Raw genomic sequence first — 17,189 nt, 5'->3', positions numbered from 1 at the left:
ACCGCTTCCACACTCGGTCTGAACGCACGGAGTTTTCAGATTCCGTTGACATATTTCCCGACGGCTGGGTCGGGCCATGATGAGACATGCCGGATTGCAACGGCAGGACAGACGCATAGTCAGGGGGGACGTGTGTACACCACGATGACCGCAGGCCCATTGTCGAAACAGGCCGGACGGCTGGCACCCTATAGTTTGGCGATTGCCTTGGGGGGCGCGGCTTTATGTGCCAGTGCCTTGGTAATTCCATTGCCGCGTCTTGGCGTCCTGGCCTTTGCGGCGGGGGCTGTGCTGCTTTGGGCGGCGCTGCTTGTAACGCTTCTGAGCTATCGCCAGAAACAGATGCGGCGCAGGCTTTATGCCGCGCTTTCCGCCTTTGTGGCCAATGATGCCGCGCCCTCTTTCACCACGGATTTGAATGGCGTGATCGGTTATGAGAACCGCGCGGCGGTGGCCCGTTTTGGCGGTCGCGGCGGCGAGACACTTTTGGGCGCGCTCGAGGACCTCTTCGCGGCGCCTGCCGCCACGCTCAGCCGCCTGCAATCGCGGGCGCTGGCCAAAGGGGCGGCGCGCGAAGACGTGGTGATGCGCCACGGGCATATGCGCCTCGCGGTGCATCTGATCGGCGAAGACGGCTTTCTGTGGCGGCTCGAAGATATGGCGGAGCGGGGCGGTGCGCTCGATGGCGATGTCATTTCCCTGCCCATGCTGACGATGAGCAAGAACAACACGATCCTCTATATGAACGAGCCATTGCGCCGCTTGATTGGCCATCGCGAAAAGGCGCTGGACCGGATGATCACCGATCTGCCGATCCGCCCCGGGGATGTGCATGTGCTGGCCGGGGTAGAAGGGCGGATTTATGCCCGTGTGGCTCAGTTCGAAAGTGGAGAGTCGGGGCGTAAAGAATTGTATTTCCTGCCGGAAACCACGCCCAATGTCGGGGAATGGGATGCCTTTGACGCGCTCCCCGTGGCGCTTTTGAAGGTGGCGGTCGATGGCCGGATTTTGCAGTCGAACCGGCATTCGCGCGAGTTGTTGTCGATCCCCTCGCATGATCAGCTGAGCCTTGGCGATCTGGTTGAGGGGCTGGGGCGTCCGGTGCAGGATTGGGTCACCGATGTGGCCATGGGGCGGGCGCGCAAACCCGAGTTCGTGCGCGCATCGCGGCCGCAAAATGATACCTTTTTGCAGATTACCCTCAATCGTGTGGAAGGCCAGAACAAACAGATCGAATTGATTGCCGTGCTGTCGGATGCGACCGAACTCAAGTCGCTTGAGGCGCAGTTCGTGCAGAGCCAGAAGATGCAGGCCATCGGTCAGCTCGCGGGCGGCGTGGCGCATGATTTCAACAATCTTTTGACCGCGATTTCAGGACATTGCGATCTTTTGTTGCTGCGTCACGACAAGGCGGACCCGGATTACAGCGATCTGGTGCAGATTCACCAAAACGCCAACCGTGCGGCCTCTCTCGTGGGTCAGCTCTTGGCATTTTCGCGCAAACAGACGCTGAAACCCGAGGTCATCGACCTGCGCGATACGCTGTCCGATCTGACCCATTTGCTGAACCGTCTGGTGGGCGAAAAGGTCACTCTGACGCTCAATCACGATGCCGGTCTTTTGCCGATCCGGGTCGATAAACGCCAGCTTGAGCAGGTGATCATGAACCTCGTGGTGAACGCGCGTGACGCGATGCCGGCGGGAGGAGAGATCAAGGTGGAAACCCGCAACGAGGTGCTGCGCGAGGGGTTTACCCGCGACCGGGCGACGCTTCCGGCGGGGGAATATGTCATGGTGACCGTGTCGGATCAGGGCGTCGGCATTCCGCCCGAGCGGCTTCAGAAAGTGTTCGAGCCGTTCTACACGACAAAGCGCACGGGCGAGGGCACGGGGCTTGGGCTGTCGACCGCCTACGGGATTATCAAACAGACGGGCGGGTTCATTTTTGTCGACAGTGTGGTGGGGTCAGGCACGGCCTTTACCATCTATCTCCCGGCCCATACGGCACGCGCTGAGGCGGTGGTCGAGGCGGCGAACAAGCCCTTGCCCGATGTCACGACCCAGGCCGAGCGCGGCTCTGGCGTGATCCTTCTGGTCGAGGACGAGGCGCCTGTGCGGGCCTTTGCCTCCCGCGCGCTGCGTCTGCGCGGCTACACGGTGATCGAGGCGGAGAATGCCGAGGAGGCATTGGAAACCTTGGAAGACGACAGCCTGCATATCGACGTTTTCGTCTCCGATGTGATTATGCCGGGGATGGATGGGCCAAGTTGGGTGTCTGAGGCGCTCAAGGAGCGTCCGGGGGTTAAGGTGGTCTTCGTCTCGGGCTATGCGGAGGATCATTTTTCTGAGCAGCAATCACGCATTCCGAATTCGACCTTCCTGCCAAAACCCTTCTCTTTGTCCGAACTGACCGCGACGGTGCAGGCGCAGTTTCATTGAGGGGAACTGCGTCAGTCGCAAAAATTATTTTGCCTTGCCGATTTTTAGCAACCTCTCGTTAACCAATCTTGCCTCACAGTGATTTTCGTAAATTTAAGTTGAAATGTTCTCTTTTTGTGCTCATAAAGATGAATGAGAACAAGAGGCGAACACGAGCTCCGCATAGGACCCCGCCCCGAACGCGCCAGAGATTGCGTGATGGACGCTTTGGAATGGGTGTGAAATAAGGAATTAAACAGATGGCAACGGCGACCAAAGATATGGCAAAGAACGACGGTAAACAGAACGGGGACAAGCAGAAGGCGCTCGACAGCGCGCTGGCCCAGATCGAGCGGCAATTTGGCAAAGGCTCGATCATGAAACTGGGCGCCGACAACCCGGTGCAGGAAATCGAAGCAACTTCGACGGGCTCTCTTGGGCTCGACATCGCGCTTGGCATCGGTGGCATCCCGAAGGGTCGTATCGTCGAGATTTACGGCCCGGAATCGTCGGGCAAAACCACGCTGACGCTCCATTGTGTGGCCGAAGAACAGAAAAAAGGCGGCGTTTGTGCCTTTGTGGACGCTGAGCACGCGCTCGACCCGATCTATGCGAAAAAACTCGGCGTCGATCTCGATGAGTTGCTGATTTCCCAGCCGGACACCGGCGAGCAAGCGCTTGAAATCGTGGACACTTTGGTGCGTTCCGGGGCTGTGAGCCTCGTCGTCGTCGACTCGGTCGCGGCGCTGACGCCGAAATCCGAGCTTGAAGGCGACATGGGCGACAGCTCTGTCGGTGTGCAAGCCCGTCTGATGTCTCAGGCGATGCGCAAGCTGACCGGCTCGATCAGCCGCTCGAAATGTACCGTGATCTTCATCAACCAAATCCGCATGAAAATCGGCGTGATGTTCGGGTCTCCCGAAACCACCACCGGCGGCAATGCGCTGAAATTCTACTCCTCCGTGCGTCTCGATATTCGCCGCATCGGTGCGATCAAGGATCGCGACGAGGTGGTCGGCTCCGAGACCCGCGTGAAAGTGGTGAAAAACAAGGTGGCGCCGCCGTTCAAACAGGTGGAATTCGACATCATGTATGGCGAAGGCATCTCGAAAACCGGCGAGCTTTTGGACCTCGGCGTCAAGGCCGGTGTCGTGGACAAATCCGGGGCCTGGTTCTCCTACGGCGACGAGCGTGTGGGGCAGGGCCGTGAGAATGCGAAACGCTACCTCAAGGACAACCCGCAGGTCGCGCTTGAGATCGAGGATAAAATCCGTGCGGCGCATGGTCTCGATTTCGATCTTGGCGATGATTTCGAAAAGGACGATTTGCTCGACGACGAGTGAGATCACCTCGACAGTCAGATATTAAAGCAAAGGGCCGACGCGTTTCGGCCCTTTTTGCTGTCGCGCGTTATGGACAGCCTCGCATGAGAACGGTAAACCGGCTTGAATGCCAAGAAAACCCGCAAGGACGCGCCCCACATGCCCAGCGTGAACGACATCCGCTCAACCTTTCTCAACTATTTTGAACGCAACGGTCACACCGTCGTGGACAGCTCGCCGCTGGTGCCGCGCAATGACCCGACCCTGATGTTCACCAACTCCGGGATGGTGCAGTTCAAGAACTGCTTCACCGGGTTGGAAAAACGCGATTACGTGCGGGCCACCACGGCGCAAAAATGTGTGCGCGCGGGCGGCAAACACAACGATCTGGACAACGTCGGCTACACGGCGCGGCACCACACGTTCTTTGAGATGCTCGGCAACTTTTCCTTTGGCGATTACTTCAAACATGAGGCGATCCCCTTTGCCTGGGAGCTGATCACCAAGGATTTCGACATCCCGAAGGACAAGCTCTACACCACCGTCTATCACACCGATGACGAGGCGTTCGAGATCTGGAAAAAGGTCGGCGTGCCGGAAGATCGGATCATTCGCATCGCCACCTCGGACAACTTCTGGCAGATGGGCGACACCGGGCCTTGTGGTCCCTGCACCGAGATTTTCTATGATCACGGCGATCACATCTGGGGCGGCCCTCCGGGCAGCCCGGAAGAGGACGGGGACCGTTTCATCGAGATCTGGAACCTCGTGTTCATGCAAAACGAACGCTTCGCTGACGGCACGATGACCGATCTCGACATGCAGTCGATCGACACCGGCATGGGGCTTGAGCGGATTTCGGCGCTGTTGCAGGGCTCGCACGACAACTACGACACCGACATGATGAAGGCGCTGATCGAAGCCTCGGCACATGCGACCTCTGTCGATCCCTATGGCGACAAGAACGTTCACCACCGGGTGATCGCGGATCACCTGCGTTCGACCTCTTTCCTCATTGCCGATGGCGTGATGCCGTCGAACGAGGGCCGCGGTTATGTGCTCCGCCGCATCATGCGTCGCGCCATGCGTCATGCGCATCTTCTGGGTGCGAAGGACCCGATCATGTACAAGCTGGTGCCGGAACTGGTGCGCCAGATGGGGGATGCCTATCCGGAGTTGCGGATTGGTCAGGCGATGATCGAAGAGACGCTGAAGCTCGAAGAAACCCGGTTCATCCAGACGCTGGATCGCGGGTTGAAACTGTTGGAAGATGAGTTGGTCGATCTGCCGGAGGGTGAAAAGCTTCCGGGCGAGGCGGCGTTCAAACTCTACGACACCTACGGTTTCCCGCTCGACCTGACCCAGGATGCGCTGCGCGAAAAAGGCGTCGAGGTTGACACCTCCGGCTTCGATAGCGCCATGGCCGAACAAAAAGCCAAGGCACGTGCCGCTTGGGCTGGCTCTGGCGAGGCCGCGGATGCGACCGTCTGGTACGACATCGCGGAAGACAAAGGCACCACGGAATTCTTGGGCTACGACACTGAGAAGGCCGAGGGCGAGATCGTGGCGCTCGTCAAAGACGGCGCGCGCGTGGACAGCGTCAAAGAGGGCGACACGGTGCAGATCGTGGTCAACCAGACGCCGTTTTATGGCGAATCTGGCGGTCAGGTCGGCGACACCGGCGTGATCCGCGTGGAAAAGTCCATCGCCAAAGTGACCGACACGAAAAAGGTCGCGGGCGTCTTTATCCATTTCGCCACCATCGAGTCTGGCGAGATCAAAGTCGGCGCATCGGCCGCTCTGGAAGTCGATCACGCCCGCCGTAGCGCCATCCGCGCCAACCACTCCGCGACGCACCTGTTGCACGAGGCGCTGCGCGAGGCTCTGGGCGATCACGTTGCTCAGCGCGGGTCGCTGAACGCGCCGGATCGTCTGCGGTTCGACTTCTCGCACGCGAAGGCCCTGAGCGCCGAGGAAATCGCTAAGGTCGAATCCGACATCAACCTCTACATCCGCCAGAACACGGGCGTCGAAACCCGGATCATGACGCCCGATGACGCGCGTGCTTTGGGCGCGCAGGCGCTCTTTGGCGAGAAATATGGCGAAGAGGTCCGCGTGGTCTCCATGGGCCATGCTGACACCGGCAAGGGCACCGATGGCCAGACCTATTCCATAGAGCTTTGCGGCGGCACCCACGTCAAACGCACGGGCGACATCGGCCTTTGTGTGATCCTGGGCGACAGCGCATCGTCGGCCGGTGTGCGTCGGATCGAGGCCCTCACCGGAGAGGCGGCTTTGGCGCATCTGGAGGCCGAAGCCAACCGTGCGGGCGAAATCGCCGCGCTGTTGAAAACCCCGGTCTCCGAGGTTGTGGAGCGTGTGAAATCCCTGTCGGACGAGCGCAAGCGCCTCGAACAGGAAGTCGCAAACCTCAAGCAACAGATCGCACTTGGTGGTGGCATGGGGGGCGGCGCCAAAGGCGGTGCCGAGGCCAAGGATGTGAACGGCATCCCCTTCCTCGCTCAGGCTCTCTCCGGCGTGTCCGGCAAGGACCTGCGCGGCTTGATCGATGCGCATAAAAACAACCTCGGCTCCGGCGTGATCCTGTTGATCGCCGAAGAGGACGGCAAAGTGGCGGTCGCTTGCGGCGTGACCGACGACCTGACGTCGAAAGTCTCCGCCGTGGACGTGCTCAAGGCCGCCGTGCCTGCGGTCGGTGGCAAAGGCGGCGGTGGCCGTCCCGACATGGCGCAGGGCGGGGGCAAGGACTTCGCTGGTGCTGACGCCGCAATTGAAGCCGCAGAAACCCTGTTGAAAGGATAAATCATGCCCGCACTCTGGATTGCCAACATCAAGGTCACCGACGAAGAAGCCTATGGCCGCTACGCCAAACTCGCAGGCCCCGCGATTGCCAAGCACGGTGGCACCTTCCTTGCGCGGGGCGGGCGCTATGTCCAGCTTGAGGGCAATGACCGCCCGCGCAACGTGGTGACACGTTTCGACAGCGTCGAAGCGGCTGTCGCCTGCTATAACAGCCCCGAATATCAGGAGGCGCTGAGCCACGCCAATGGCGCTTCCGAGCGGGACATCGTGGTGATCGAAACCACCGAGTGAGATCTCTCACAGTATTTGAAAGCGGCGCGGGGAAACCTCCGCGCCGTTTTTATTTGGAAAACGGGTTTTTCGGGCTGCGATCAAAGGACAGCGTGTTCGTGTTCTGATGCACCAGCTCCTCGATGGCATCGGTCAGATGCACTGTATCGATATGGTCATCGCCCGCCGCCACACGGATCAGATGCGCGCGGTGCAGCACATCGGTGTGCGTGTAGCCCAAAGGTGGCTCAAACCGATAGCTCGCAAGCTCGATCAACATCCCGTTCGGCTCGCGGAAATAGATGCTGTCCATGAACCCGCGATCCTTGACGCCCGAATGTTTCACCCCCCGCGCGTCGAGCCGGTCTACGACCTGATCGAAGGTGACTTTCGAGACATTGAACGCCAGATGGTGCAAAGACCCCGGTCCCTGGTCGATCCGGTGCCGTCCCGGTTTGCGCTCCTCGGAGGTGAACACCGTGATCAACCGCCCGTCGCCCGGATCGAAATAGAGATGGCCGTCCTCGGGCTTGTCGAGGTTGGGTTGCTCGAACACAAATGGCATGCCCAAGACACCCTCCCAAAAGTCGATGGTCGACTGGCGGTCGGCGCCGGTGATGGTGATGTGATGCACGCCCTGAGTTTGGATTTTACGCATGGCTTGTCTCCTTTGAGACCAGGATAGCGCAATCACCGTCAATCTCGAAGACCGACGCCCGCACAGACACTGCGCGCCAAAGCGAAAGGCCCGCCGGTGAGGGCGAGCCTTTGTTTTCATTGCAGCAGAAATACTCAGAAGACTTAAAGCGTTTTTCGTTTAATCTGACTCAGATTGAGCGGAAAACGTTGCCACACTGAATTGATATTGTTGCGTTTCTCAAAAATTGAGTGCCTCAAGCTTTTGAGAAACGCTTTAGATCTGAGCCGCCTTGGCGTTGCGCTTGCGCTCGTGCGGGTCGAGGTAGCGTTTGCGCAGGCGGATGCTCTCCGGCGTCACTTCGACCAGCTCGTCGTCATTGATGTAGGCAATCGCCTCTTCCAGAGACAGCGTCACCGGCGTCGTCAGGCGCACTGCGTCATCCGTGCCCGACGCACGCACGTTGGTGAGCTTCTTGCCTTTGAGCGGGTTCACTTCGAGATCGTTGTCGCGCGAATGCTCGCCGATGATCATGCCTTGGTAGACCTTGGCTTGCGCGCCGATGAACAGCTTGCCGCGCTCTTCCAGGTTCCACAGCGCATAGGCCACGGATTCACCGTCTTCCATGGAGATCAGAACGCCCTGACGGCGCCCCGGGATTGGGCCTTTGTAGGCCACCCAGCCGTGGAACACGCGGTTCAAAACGCCGGTGCCGCGGGTGTCGGTGAGGAATTCGCCGTGATAGCCGATGAGACCGCGCGAGGGCACATGCGCGATGATCCGCGTTTTGCCGTTCTGCTGTTTCATCTCGGTCAGATCGCCTTTGCGGGCACCCGTCAGTTTCTCGATCACGGCGCCGGAGTATTCGTCATCCACGTCGACCGTGACTTCCTCGACCGGCTCCATGCGTTTGCCGTCTTCTTCCTTCATGATCACCTGCGGGCGGGAGATCGACAGTTCGAACCCTTCGCGGCGCATGTTTTCAATCAGAACGCCCATCTGCAATTCGCCACGGCCGGAGACCTCAAAGGCCTCGCCGCCGGGGGTGTCCTTGACCTTGATCGCGACGTTGGTTTCGGCCTCTTTCATGAGACGATCCCGGATCACGCGAGACTGGACTTTCTTGCCTTCGCGACCGGCCAGCGGGCTGTCGTTGATGCCGAAGGTCACGGTGATGGTCGGCGGATCGATCGGCTGGGCCTCCAACGGCTCATCGACTTCGAGCGCACAGATCGTGTCGGACACGGTGGCTTTCGCCATGCCGGAAAGCGAGACGATGTCGCCTGCAATGGCTTCGTCGATCTCAGCCATGGCGAGACCACGGAAGGCCTGGATTTTCTTGACCTGGAATTGCTCGATTTTTTGGCCGTTGCGGGTCAGAGCCTGCACGGTGGCGCCGGCTTTGATCTTGCCGGTTTCGACGCGGCCCGTGAGAAGGCGACCAAGGAACGGATCCGCGCCCAGCGTGGTGGCGAGCATTTTGAACGGCTCGTCCTGATGCTTGAGCTGACGCGGAGCAGGGACGTGGTTCAGGATCAGGTTAAAGAGTGCATCGAGGTTCTTGCGCGGCCCGTCGAGTTCCGCATCGCACCAGCCGGAACGGCCGGAGGCATAGAGGTGCGGGAAGTCGAGCTGATCGTCGCTGGCATCCAGCGAGGCGAACAAATCGAAACATTCGTCCAGCGCACGGTCGGGCTCGGCGTCCGGTTTGTCGACCTTGTTCAGAACCACGATGGGGCGCAGGCCGAGAGCCAGCGCTTTCGAGGTCACGAATTTGGTTTGCGGCATCGGACCTTCGGCGGCGTCCACCAAAAGGACAACGCCGTCCACCATGGAGAGGATGCGTTCGACTTCGGCGCCAAAGTCGGCGTGGCCGGGCGTGTCGACGATGTTGATGCGATGACCTTTCCACTCGACCGAGGTGGCTTTCGCCAGAATGGTGATGCCGCGCTCACGCTCCAGATCGTTGGAGTCCATGGCGCGTTCGGTGGTGGCCTGGTTTTCGCGGTAAGTGCCCGACTGTTTCAGAAGCTCGTCCACGAGCGTGGTTTTGCCGTGGTCAACGTGGGCGATGATGGCGATATTGCGAAGATCCATAGGGTAGGGGTTTCCGTGGTGAAGATGAGTTGGCTTGCGCCTACCCCGGTCCGGGACAAAAAGCCAGACGTAAAACCGCATTTGGGCCGTTTTAGGCGGTTCGGGGCTGTTTCTGTGTGGTGTGCGATCTTTTGACGGGGAGCGATCCGTCATAATTTTCCCTTTGCAAAATCATGCGATATCCGATTTTGGGGCGCGACAAATCATCTCAACGATAAGGGACATGAGAGTGCAAGACCAAGAGTATCGCCCGGTGGTGTTTTCCGGGACCGCGCGCGAATATTTCGGCGTGTGGATCGTCAATCTTCTTTTGAGCATCGTCACATTGGGCATTTATTCGGCCTGGGCCAAGGTGCGCCGGTTGAAATATTTTCACCAACATACCGAGATCGAGGGCCGTCGCTTCGACTACCATGCCAGTGGCAAACAGATTTTCATCGGCCGCCTGATCGTCATCGCCGCCATTGTGGTGTTGCAGATCGTCACGACCGTTCTGCCGCCGCTGGGGATTTTGCTCTGGCTTGGCGTCTTGATCTACGTGCCGACGCTGATCAACAAAGCCTTCCGCTTCCGCGCCCGCATGACCTCCTGGTCGGGGCTGCGCTTTGATTTCGAGGGCAGCTATTGGGGCGCGTTGCGCACGCTGATCCTCTATCCGGTTCTGTCCCTGTTCACCCTCTATCTGACGCTGCCCTTCGTGATCCGCGCGCAGCACAGCTACACCACCAACAACCACCGCTTCGGGACGGCGAAATTCCATTTCGAAAGCCCCATCAGCCCGTTCTACAAGGCCTTCGTCTTTGCCGTCCTGTGGATGGCGGTGATCGGCGGGGTTGGCCTTTGGGCCATCGGCGCGGGCGATGTGTTCACCTCTCTGGCGATGGAAACCGCTGAGCCGACGCCGGAGATGATGATCCGTTTTGGCCTGATCTACGTGGTGGCTCTGGTGGCGATTGTGCCGATGGCCTTCATATATCAGGCCTTCCTGCGCAATGCCGTCTTTGCGGGCACCGAGTTGGAAGGCGGGCACAAGTTCCGTTCGACCATTTCCCCGGCGGGTCTTCTCTGGGTGGCCTTTTCTAACGCGTTCCTCGTGGTGATCTCCTTGGGTCTTCTGACCCCGCTCGCCCATATCCGCATGACGCGCTATCTGGCCGCGAACACATTTGTTGCGCCCAACGGCTCGCTCGATGACTTCATTGGTGGCGAGGTTCAGAAGACCTCGGCCATTGGGGACGCCTATGTCGATATCGAGGGCATCGACCTCGGCATGGCCATCTAAGCCATGGCGGAGAGCCACAGATCGGTTCGGGGGCAGGCCTATGCCCCCGGCACCTCCCGCCTCATCGCGGCGGAGTTGAAACGCAATGGCGTGGAGATTGTGCTGTGCGATGCTGCGGGCGAGATTTTAACCCGAGGCGCGCCCACCGCGCATGAAACCGGCCCCGCCGGACGCGATGTTTTGACATTTGCCGAAGGGATGCGGTTTGAGACGACGGACCGCGACGGCCTGCGCGCGCTTGGCGTGATTGCCTCAGACGGCTGGCTTGCCCATCTTGAGGGCTGGCATCCGCGTCTGGCGCTTGTGATTGTGGCCTGTCTTTTGGGCGCGGTGGCGATCTGGCGCTGGGGGCTGGACCTCTTGGTCTCGCTGGCGATCCTGGCCACGCCCGCGCCTATGGTCACAAGCATGGATCGCGGCAATATGTTGATGATCGACCGCACCATGGCCGAGGAGAGCGCTCTTTCTGAGGCGCGCCAAGCCGAAATTCGCGAGATTTTCGCCACGCTGAGCGCCGTTGCGCCGGAGGCCCCCTACGGGGCGTATACGCTTGAATTTCGCGACATTGACGAGATGGGGCCCAATGCCTTCGCACTGCCCGGCGGCACCATCGTGGTGACCGACGCTTTGGTCGAGCAATTCGGTGACGAGGACATCCTCGCGGGCGTCCTGGGGCATGAGATGGCCCATATCAGCGAACGCCATTCGCTGCGCCAGCTCTATCGCTCGCTGTCGGTCTATGTGCTGATCGGCATGATGGCGGGCGACGTGGGGCCGGTGTTGGAGGATTTGATCCTCGACGGCGGCGTGGTCCTGTCGCTGGCCTATTCGCGGGCGCATGAGCGCGTGGCGGATGACGTCGGCGTGCGCACGGCGGAGGCGGCGGGCTATGACGGTGCGGCGCTGGCCGGGTTCTTCGACGAGTTGGATCGCCGCTATGGCGGGCTTGCGCCGGAGTGGATGTCCACGCACCCGGACTCGGCGGAACGTGCGGCCCGCATTCGCGAGAGGCCATAACGGGCGGGCTTTGGCTCGCCTGAGATATTTCCGAGACCTTAATGTGTGGCCGTTTGAGAAAACAGATGGATCACCAGGACACCCGCGATGATCATCGACATGCCGAGGATCGCTGGGAAATCGAGCTTTTGCCCCAAAAACACCAGCCCGATCAGCGAAATCAGCACAATCCCAAGCCCCGACCAGACCGCATAGGCGATGCCGACCGGGACGGTCCTGAGCGTTTGCGACAGGAAGTAGAACGACAGCCCGTAGGACACGACGAGGATCAAAACGGGGATCAGCTTGGTGAATTGCTGGGACGCGGCCATGGCCGTGGTGCCGATCACCTCGAAACAGATCGCAAGGATGAGAAAGATGTATTGGGTCGGCATCGGTGGGCTCTTTTCGGATCAGACGTTGAGTTACATGGCGATGTAGCGGTCGCGGCGGTGGTTGATGGCGATCACGAGGTTGACGACCACGGCCCCCACCAAAGAGTAGACCACCAGCGGCAGCGGCATGATAAAGAAGGCGATGGCAAAGAGGCAGGCGTCAAAGGCCAGCTGGACATAGCCCGCTTTGACCCCGGTTGCGTCCTGAAGATAGAGCGCAAGGATGCCAAGGCCGCCCAGAGAACCACCGTGGCGAAAGATCGCCATGAGGCCTGCGCCGGTCATGAACCCAACCATGATCGCGCCGAACAAGGGTGTGATCGCCTCGAAAGAGATCATGGTCGGGAACCATTCGGACAGCACGGAGATCAGCGCGACATTGATAAAGGTCTTGACCACGAACACCTTGCCCATGCGTTTGTAGCCGAACCAGTAGAACGGCAGGTTCACCGCAAAAAACACCCAGCCAAAGGGCAGGCCGGAGACATAGGAAATCAACACGGCCAAGCCCGCCATCTGACCGGTGATCAGCCCCAAGGAGCGCAGCATCACAAGGGCAAAAGCACACATGGAGGTGCCGAAGATATAGCCCTGAAGGTCCTCGAACCATGTGTGTTTCTCGGGCTTTTGTGCGTCCGTCGGCATGATGTCCTCTTCGGTCAGGCGGTGGTGTCAGTCGGCGATATAGCGATCGCGGCGGTGATTGAAGGCGATCACACCGTTCAAAATCACCGCGCCCAAGAGCGAATACAGGACACGGCTCGGTTCGAAAAGGAAGAAGGCGACGGTAAAGAGCACAGCGTCAAAGCAGAGCTGCACAACGCCCGCGCGGATGCCGAAACGGTCTTGGGCATAAAGCGCGACGACCCCGAGACCGCCCAGCGAACCCTTGTGCCGAAACGTGCCCAAAAGTCCGTAGCCCGTGAGGATGCCAAAGGCGATGGTGCCGAAGAGCGGATCGAGGTGCGAAAACGTCATCCAATCCGGGATCACCGCCACGAGGATCGAGAGGATCGTCACGCAAATTGCTGATTTTATGGTGAATTCCTTGCCCATCCGAAACCATGCGAGGGCATAGAAGGGGATGTTGATCAGCCAGAAGACCCAGGAAAACGAATAGCCCGTCAGGTAGGAAATCACCAGGGCGAGGCCGGCGGTCTGGCCGGTGATGAACCCAAGCTGCGCAATGATCGTGAGCCCGATCGCGGTGGTGATCAGGGCGATGGAAAAGCCCTGCACATCCTCGAGGAGGCTGTGTTTCTGGGCGTCTTGGGGGATCGGCATGGGGGCTGGCATAGGGTAGATTTAGGACAGCTTTACTGACCTGTCCAGCGAAATGTGAGCGCCATCGGTGTCTGGATGTGACGTTCCCCGCACGTGCCAAAAAGAACGGCAAATGCTCCGTGAAGCGCTATTCGACCCAGAGTCTTTGCGCCTGAAACAGCACCAAGGTTTCGGCGAGTTGCGGCGCCGAGGAGGGCGCAGGCGACGCACTGGTCCGGCTCATCTGCGCCTCTTCGAGTTTGAAAAGCTGGGTCGAGAGGCGTTCGGTGTCCTGCCCATAGCGCTGTGCCAGAGCAAGCTCGGAGCGGGTCTTGGCGATCAGGTCGACCGGCGCATCGGCGTCGAAATCCTGATCGCCGATGCCGTAGACACTGCCGGAGGCCTCCATTTCCGCATGATAGGCCGCGCCTTGGCGTTCGAGCGACATGACGAAGCCCAGATCGTCAAAGCGTGCGGCTTTGAGATCGGCGGTGAGCGCGTCGATTTGGGTGGGCGTGATCTTGGTCAGGTCGTATTTGGCAAAGACATCCGCGGCTCCCCGGATGGTTTTGCGCGCGGCGGTGTTTTGCGTCGCGGTGGCGTTCTGCGCGTCGTTTTGAGCGGCACTTTTCTGGCCCTGCGCATCCGTTGCGACAGAAGAACCGCCTGCATCCTGTGCGGCGGTTTTCGAGTCTTGTGGATCCTGACGCAGGGTTGATTGCGCCCAAAGCTGTGCGGCAGAGGAAATCTGCATGATCGGGAAACCTTCTGTTCTCCGTTTGCAAAGAACATAGGGGCGCGAGGCTTAAGGCCAATATAACAAATAAAATTGCGCGGATTTTCGCCCGCGCAATCTGAGACTTATGGTTAATGAGGTGTGTTAGCCGATCAAAAGCGACAGGCCCATGAGCGTCGCCAAGGCGCCCAGGATACGCGGGCCATAGGGCAGCGCGCGGGCCATGAGTTGAGCGGCCAGAATGCCCGCAGCGTGCAGGGCTGCGGTTGCAATCACGAAGCCGATGCCGAAGCCGAGCGCATTGGCGGCGCCCAGTTCGGCGCCATGGGCATGGCCGTGGAACAGGCCGAACAGGGCCGCGATGGCCACGCCACCGGCGAGCGCTGGTTTGACGGCGAAGGTGGCCAAGAGCCCGATCAGGATCGCGGAGGCGAGGATCATCGGTTCGACGAAGGGCAGGCCCATGCCGAAGATGCCGCCGAAATAGCCCAGAGCCATGGCGCCGACAAAGCCCGCGGGCACGGCCCAGACGGCTTTTCCGCCGATCTGAAGCGCCCAGATGCCGACGGCAACCATGGCGATGATGTGATCGAGGCCGAAAAGCGGGTGGGACACGCCTGCCATGAAAGAGCCGTGCTGTTCGGGCGGCAGATGGGCAAGAGCGGGGCTGGCGGCGAGGGCGAAGAGGCCGGTCAGAAGATGTTTTTTCATAACTGTCCCTGAGAGTTATTCGTGAGTGTTGTCTGTGATCTGTCGAGGGCACCCCATGCGGGACGCTACTGATCCAGAGTGGCGAAGCGCTTTCAGACACGCAAGGGCCGGGGGCGCATTGCGGCAAAAAGAACACGCTTCCCCGAGGTCAGAAAAAAACCTTTGCCTGAAATTCGGGCGTCGGGCAGGATGTGCCCACTGAAACTGGCCACAATGGAGGGCGACATGACTGTTTATACGCAACGCACCCTTCGAGGACACGCCGGACGCGGACATATGCGCGCGGTTGGGGTTCAACGTGGTCAGGGAGCTTTTGACGCTCAACGATCTTAACAGATCTTTTTCCTGAAAACGCGCCTCTGCCGGTGTCTGTCTTCGTGATGGGCCGGTTTTTTTACCTGTGTTTGAGTGTCACACCAGATCACAGGCGGCGCGGCCCATAATCCTAAAAAATCTTATACAAGGCCGGCATTTGCCGGGCATTTCTCATGTTGGATGTTCTTCCTCCTGCGCCGCTCTCGTTGCGGCAACACGTGCAACCTTTGATCGAAAACCACGGCTTTTGGCCCGTCGTAAAGGCGGCCTTTGCCGCGCGGCGCACCCTGCGGCGGGAGGCAAAACTGGCCCGCAGCCTCGCGCATCTGAGCCCGCATCTGCGGCGCGACGTGGGTCTGCCGCCCGAGGCGCCTCCCGAGCGGAAGCATTCGCACTGGCTGCGCTAATAAAAAGGCCGATAAAAAAGGCCGGGGCGTGCGGGCCCCGGCCATCTATCGTGCAATGCTCTGGAAATCTTAGCCTGCCAGAGCCTTGTTCAGGTTCTCGTCGATTTTCTCCAGGAAGCCCATGGTGGTGAGCCAGGCCTGATCCGGGCCGACGAGAAGTGCGAGGTCTTTCGTCATGAAGCCGCTTTCGACCGTGTCGACGATGGTTTTTTCCAGCGTCGTGGCAAAGCGCATGAGCTGTTCGTTGCCGTCGAGTTTCGCGCGGTGCTTGAGGCCGCCGGTCCAGGCGTAGATCGAGGCGATCGAGTTGGTCGAAGTTGCCTCACCCGCCTGGTGCTGGCGATAGTGACGGGTCACGGTGCCGTGGGCGGCTTCGGCTTCGACGATCTTGCCATCGGGGGTCATGAGCTGCGAGGTCATCAGGCCCAGCGAGCCAAAGCCCTGCGCGACCGTGTCGGACTGCACGTCGCCGTCGTAGTTCTTACAGGCCCAGACGAATTTGCCGGACCATTTCATCGCACAGGCGACCATGTCGTCGATCAGGCGGTGTTCGTACCAGATGCCAGCCTTTTTGAAGGCCTCGGCGAATTCCTCATCGAACACTTCCTGGAAGATGTCTTTGAAACGGCCGTCATAGGCCTTGAGAATGGTGTTTTTGGTCGAGAGATACACCGGCCAGCCGAGGTTGAGGCCGTAGTTCAACGAGGCGCGGGCGAAATCGCGGATCGAGTCGTCGAGGTTGTACATCGCCTGATACACACCGGCGGAGGGGGCGTCATAGACGACTTTCTCGATCACCGTACCGTCTTCGCCCTCGAATTTCATCGTGAGCTGGCCCTTGCCGGGGAAGGTGAAATCGGTGGCTTTATATTGGTCGCCGAATGCGTGGCGGCCCACCACGATGGGATCGGTCCAGCCGGGCACGAGGCGCGGCACGTTTTTACAAATGATCGGCTGGCGGAACACCACGCCGCCCAGAATGTTGCGGATCGTGCCGTTGGGGGAGCGCCACATTTTCTTGAGGCCGAATTCCTCGACGCGCTGCTCATCCGGCGTGATGGTGGCGCATTTGACGGCGACGCCGACCTCTTTGGTCTTTTCAGCCGCATCGATGGTGATCTGATCTTCGGTCTCGTCGCGGCTCTCGATGCCCAGATCGTAATAGAGCAGATCGATGTCGAGATAGGGCAGGATGAGTTTCTTTTTGATGAAATCCCACATGATGCGGGTCATTTCATCGCCGTCCATTTCGACGATGGGGTTGTCTACCTTGATCTTGGTCATCTGGGGGAGCTCCATGAAAGGTCTGGAAAAGTGAGGGGTCTGGAAGAGTCGGGTTTGTTTTAGCGCAGTTCCGGGGAGAGTGAAATGCCTGTTGTATGCCATTGCATACATTTTTCGCCTTTTGGGATCGGACGCAAATAAAGGCCACGACTCTCAGGCCGTTGAGGCTTGGTATCACGGATGGATGTTTCAAATCTGCAACGACCTGTTTGCGGGCTGAAAATTTATTCTTG

15 protein-coding genes are annotated in these 17,189 nt (G+C 59.6%); 7 read left to right on the top strand and 8 right to left on the bottom strand.

Annotation, left to right across the window (positions count from 1 at the left end):
* Window positions 1-144: 144 nt before the first annotated feature.
* The 4 genes from HCZ23_RS05130 to HCZ23_RS05115 all read left to right on the top strand — a co-directional run bounded on the left by HCZ23_RS05130 (window position 145) and on the right by HCZ23_RS05115 (window position 6,854).
* Window positions 145-2,439: an ATP-binding protein gene (locus HCZ23_RS05130; protein WP_167600833.1), complete on the top strand. Its 2,295-nt coding sequence runs from the start codon at window positions 145-147 to the stop codon at window positions 2,437-2,439.
* Window positions 2,440-2,678: 239 nt separating this feature from the next.
* Window positions 2,679-3,761, top strand: coding sequence for a recombinase RecA (gene recA / locus HCZ23_RS05125; protein ID WP_303048525.1), 1,083 nt, complete (start codon window positions 2,679-2,681; stop codon window positions 3,759-3,761).
* Window positions 3,762-3,899: 138 nt separating this feature from the next.
* A complete protein-coding gene (gene alaS, locus HCZ23_RS05120) occupies window positions 3,900-6,563 on the top strand; it encodes an alanine--tRNA ligase (protein ID WP_167600624.1) in 2,664 nt (887 codons plus the stop codon).
* A 3-nt stretch (window positions 6,564-6,566) separates the two neighbouring features.
* Window positions 6,567-6,854 carry a DUF1330 domain-containing protein gene (locus tag HCZ23_RS05115; protein WP_066704933.1) on the top strand — a complete coding sequence of 96 codons (288 nt, stop codon included), beginning with the start codon at window positions 6,567-6,569 and terminating at the stop codon, window positions 6,852-6,854.
* A gap of 49 nt (window positions 6,855-6,903) precedes the next feature.
* On the opposite strand, the gene HCZ23_RS05110 is transcribed toward HCZ23_RS05115, so the two are convergent.
* Together HCZ23_RS05110 and typA are read right to left on the bottom strand one after the other, a co-directional pair.
* On the bottom strand, window positions 6,904-7,491 hold the full coding sequence (locus HCZ23_RS05110; protein WP_167600623.1) for a VOC family protein: 588 nt from the start codon (window positions 7,489-7,491) through the stop codon (window positions 6,904-6,906).
* A 255-nt stretch (window positions 7,492-7,746) separates the two neighbouring features.
* Complete coding sequence (gene typA / locus HCZ23_RS05105) at window positions 7,747-9,567, bottom strand: translational GTPase TypA (protein ID WP_167600622.1); 1,821 nt, start codon at window positions 9,565-9,567, stop codon at window positions 7,747-7,749.
* Between the two features lie 223 nt (window positions 9,568-9,790).
* Between typA and HCZ23_RS05100 the strand changes: the two genes are divergently transcribed.
* Together HCZ23_RS05100 and HCZ23_RS05095 are read left to right on the top strand one after the other, a co-directional pair.
* Window positions 9,791-10,849 carry a YjgN family protein gene (locus tag HCZ23_RS05100; protein ID WP_217703126.1) on the top strand — a complete coding sequence of 353 codons (1,059 nt, stop codon included), beginning with the start codon at window positions 9,791-9,793 and terminating at the stop codon, window positions 10,847-10,849.
* 3 nt (window positions 10,850-10,852) lie between these two features.
* Window positions 10,853-11,866: a M48 family metallopeptidase gene (locus HCZ23_RS05095; protein ID WP_167600620.1), complete on the top strand. Its 1,014-nt coding sequence runs from the start codon at window positions 10,853-10,855 to the stop codon at window positions 11,864-11,866.
* Window positions 11,867-11,904: 38 nt separating this feature from the next.
* On the opposite strand, the gene HCZ23_RS05090 is transcribed toward HCZ23_RS05095, so the two are convergent.
* The 5 genes from HCZ23_RS05090 to HCZ23_RS05070 all read right to left on the bottom strand — a co-directional run bounded on the left by HCZ23_RS05090 (window position 11,905) and on the right by HCZ23_RS05070 (window position 14,950).
* Window positions 11,905-12,240, bottom strand: a complete 336-nt coding sequence (locus HCZ23_RS05090) for a multidrug efflux SMR transporter (RefSeq protein ID WP_167600619.1) — start codon at window positions 12,238-12,240, stop codon at window positions 11,905-11,907.
* A 30-nt stretch (window positions 12,241-12,270) separates the two neighbouring features.
* Window positions 12,271-12,885, bottom strand: a complete 615-nt coding sequence (locus tag HCZ23_RS05085) for a YitT family protein (protein WP_167600618.1) — start codon at window positions 12,883-12,885, stop codon at window positions 12,271-12,273.
* A gap of 27 nt (window positions 12,886-12,912) precedes the next feature.
* Window positions 12,913-13,536, bottom strand: coding sequence for a YitT family protein (locus tag HCZ23_RS05080; protein ID WP_167600617.1), 624 nt, complete (start codon window positions 13,534-13,536; stop codon window positions 12,913-12,915).
* Window positions 13,537-13,651: 115 nt separating this feature from the next.
* Entirely contained in the window at window positions 13,652-14,257 is a 606-nt protein-coding gene (locus HCZ23_RS05075) for a hypothetical protein (RefSeq protein ID WP_167600616.1), read from the bottom strand.
* Between the two features lie 126 nt (window positions 14,258-14,383).
* The gene (locus tag HCZ23_RS05070) at window positions 14,384-14,950 is read right to left on the bottom strand and encodes a HupE/UreJ family protein (protein WP_167600615.1); all 567 of its coding nucleotides are present in this window, start codon (window positions 14,948-14,950) and stop codon (window positions 14,384-14,386) included.
* A gap of 488 nt (window positions 14,951-15,438) precedes the next feature.
* On the opposite strand from HCZ23_RS05070, the gene HCZ23_RS05065 reads away from it, so the two are divergent.
* Complete coding sequence (locus HCZ23_RS05065; RefSeq protein WP_167600614.1) at window positions 15,439-15,672, top strand: hypothetical protein; 234 nt, start codon at window positions 15,439-15,441, stop codon at window positions 15,670-15,672.
* Between the two features lie 69 nt (window positions 15,673-15,741).
* On the opposite strand, the gene HCZ23_RS05060 is transcribed toward HCZ23_RS05065, so the two are convergent.
* Window positions 15,742-16,956 carry an NADP-dependent isocitrate dehydrogenase gene (locus HCZ23_RS05060; protein WP_167600613.1) on the bottom strand — a complete coding sequence of 405 codons (1,215 nt, stop codon included), beginning with the start codon at window positions 16,954-16,956 and terminating at the stop codon, window positions 15,742-15,744.
* Window positions 16,957-17,189: the final 233 nt, after the last annotated feature.

This window comes from Celeribacter sp. HF31 (genome assembly GCF_011806455.1).
Lineage (GTDB): Bacteria > Pseudomonadota > Alphaproteobacteria > Rhodobacterales > Rhodobacteraceae > Celeribacter.
Note: the sequence above shows the minus strand (reverse complement) of the source record. Positions and strands in the feature narration are given on the sequence as shown.

Excerpts from the sequence above, each read along its gene's own strand:
- HCZ23_RS05085 (WP_167600618.1), bottom strand. The coding sequence starts at position 12,885 with ATGCCGACGGACGCACAAAAGCCCGAGAAACACACATGGTTCGAGGAC.
- recA (WP_303048525.1), top strand. The coding sequence starts at position 2,679 with ATGGCAACGGCGACCAAAGATATGGCAAAGAACGACGGTAAACAGAAC.
- HCZ23_RS05115 (WP_066704933.1), top strand. The coding sequence starts at position 6,567 with ATGCCCGCACTCTGGATTGCCAACATCAAGGTCACCGACGAAGAAGCC.
- HCZ23_RS05130 (WP_167600833.1), top strand. The coding sequence starts at position 145 with ATGACCGCAGGCCCATTGTCGAAACAGGCCGGACGGCTGGCACCCTAT.
- HCZ23_RS05075 (WP_167600616.1), bottom strand. The coding sequence starts at position 14,257 with ATGCAGATTTCCTCTGCCGCACAGCTTTGGGCGCAATCAACCCTGCGT.
- HCZ23_RS05080 (WP_167600617.1), bottom strand. The coding sequence starts at position 13,536 with ATGCCAGCCCCCATGCCGATCCCCCAAGACGCCCAGAAACACAGCCTC.
- alaS (WP_167600624.1), top strand. The coding sequence starts at position 3,900 with ATGCCCAGCGTGAACGACATCCGCTCAACCTTTCTCAACTATTTTGAA.
- HCZ23_RS05070 (WP_167600615.1), bottom strand. The coding sequence starts at position 14,950 with ATGAAAAAACATCTTCTGACCGGCCTCTTCGCCCTCGCCGCCAGCCCC.
- HCZ23_RS05100 (WP_217703126.1), top strand. The coding sequence starts at position 9,791 with ATGAGAGTGCAAGACCAAGAGTATCGCCCGGTGGTGTTTTCCGGGACC.
- HCZ23_RS05090 (WP_167600619.1), bottom strand. The coding sequence starts at position 12,240 with ATGCCGACCCAATACATCTTTCTCATCCTTGCGATCTGTTTCGAGGTG.
- HCZ23_RS05065 (WP_167600614.1), top strand. The coding sequence starts at position 15,439 with ATGTTGGATGTTCTTCCTCCTGCGCCGCTCTCGTTGCGGCAACACGTG.
- HCZ23_RS05060 (WP_167600613.1), bottom strand. The coding sequence starts at position 16,956 with ATGACCAAGATCAAGGTAGACAACCCCATCGTCGAAATGGACGGCGAT.
- HCZ23_RS05095 (WP_167600620.1), top strand. The coding sequence starts at position 10,853 with ATGGCGGAGAGCCACAGATCGGTTCGGGGGCAGGCCTATGCCCCCGGC.
- HCZ23_RS05110 (WP_167600623.1), bottom strand. The coding sequence starts at position 7,491 with ATGCGTAAAATCCAAACTCAGGGCGTGCATCACATCACCATCACCGGC.
- typA (WP_167600622.1), bottom strand. The coding sequence starts at position 9,567 with ATGGATCTTCGCAATATCGCCATCATCGCCCACGTTGACCACGGCAAA.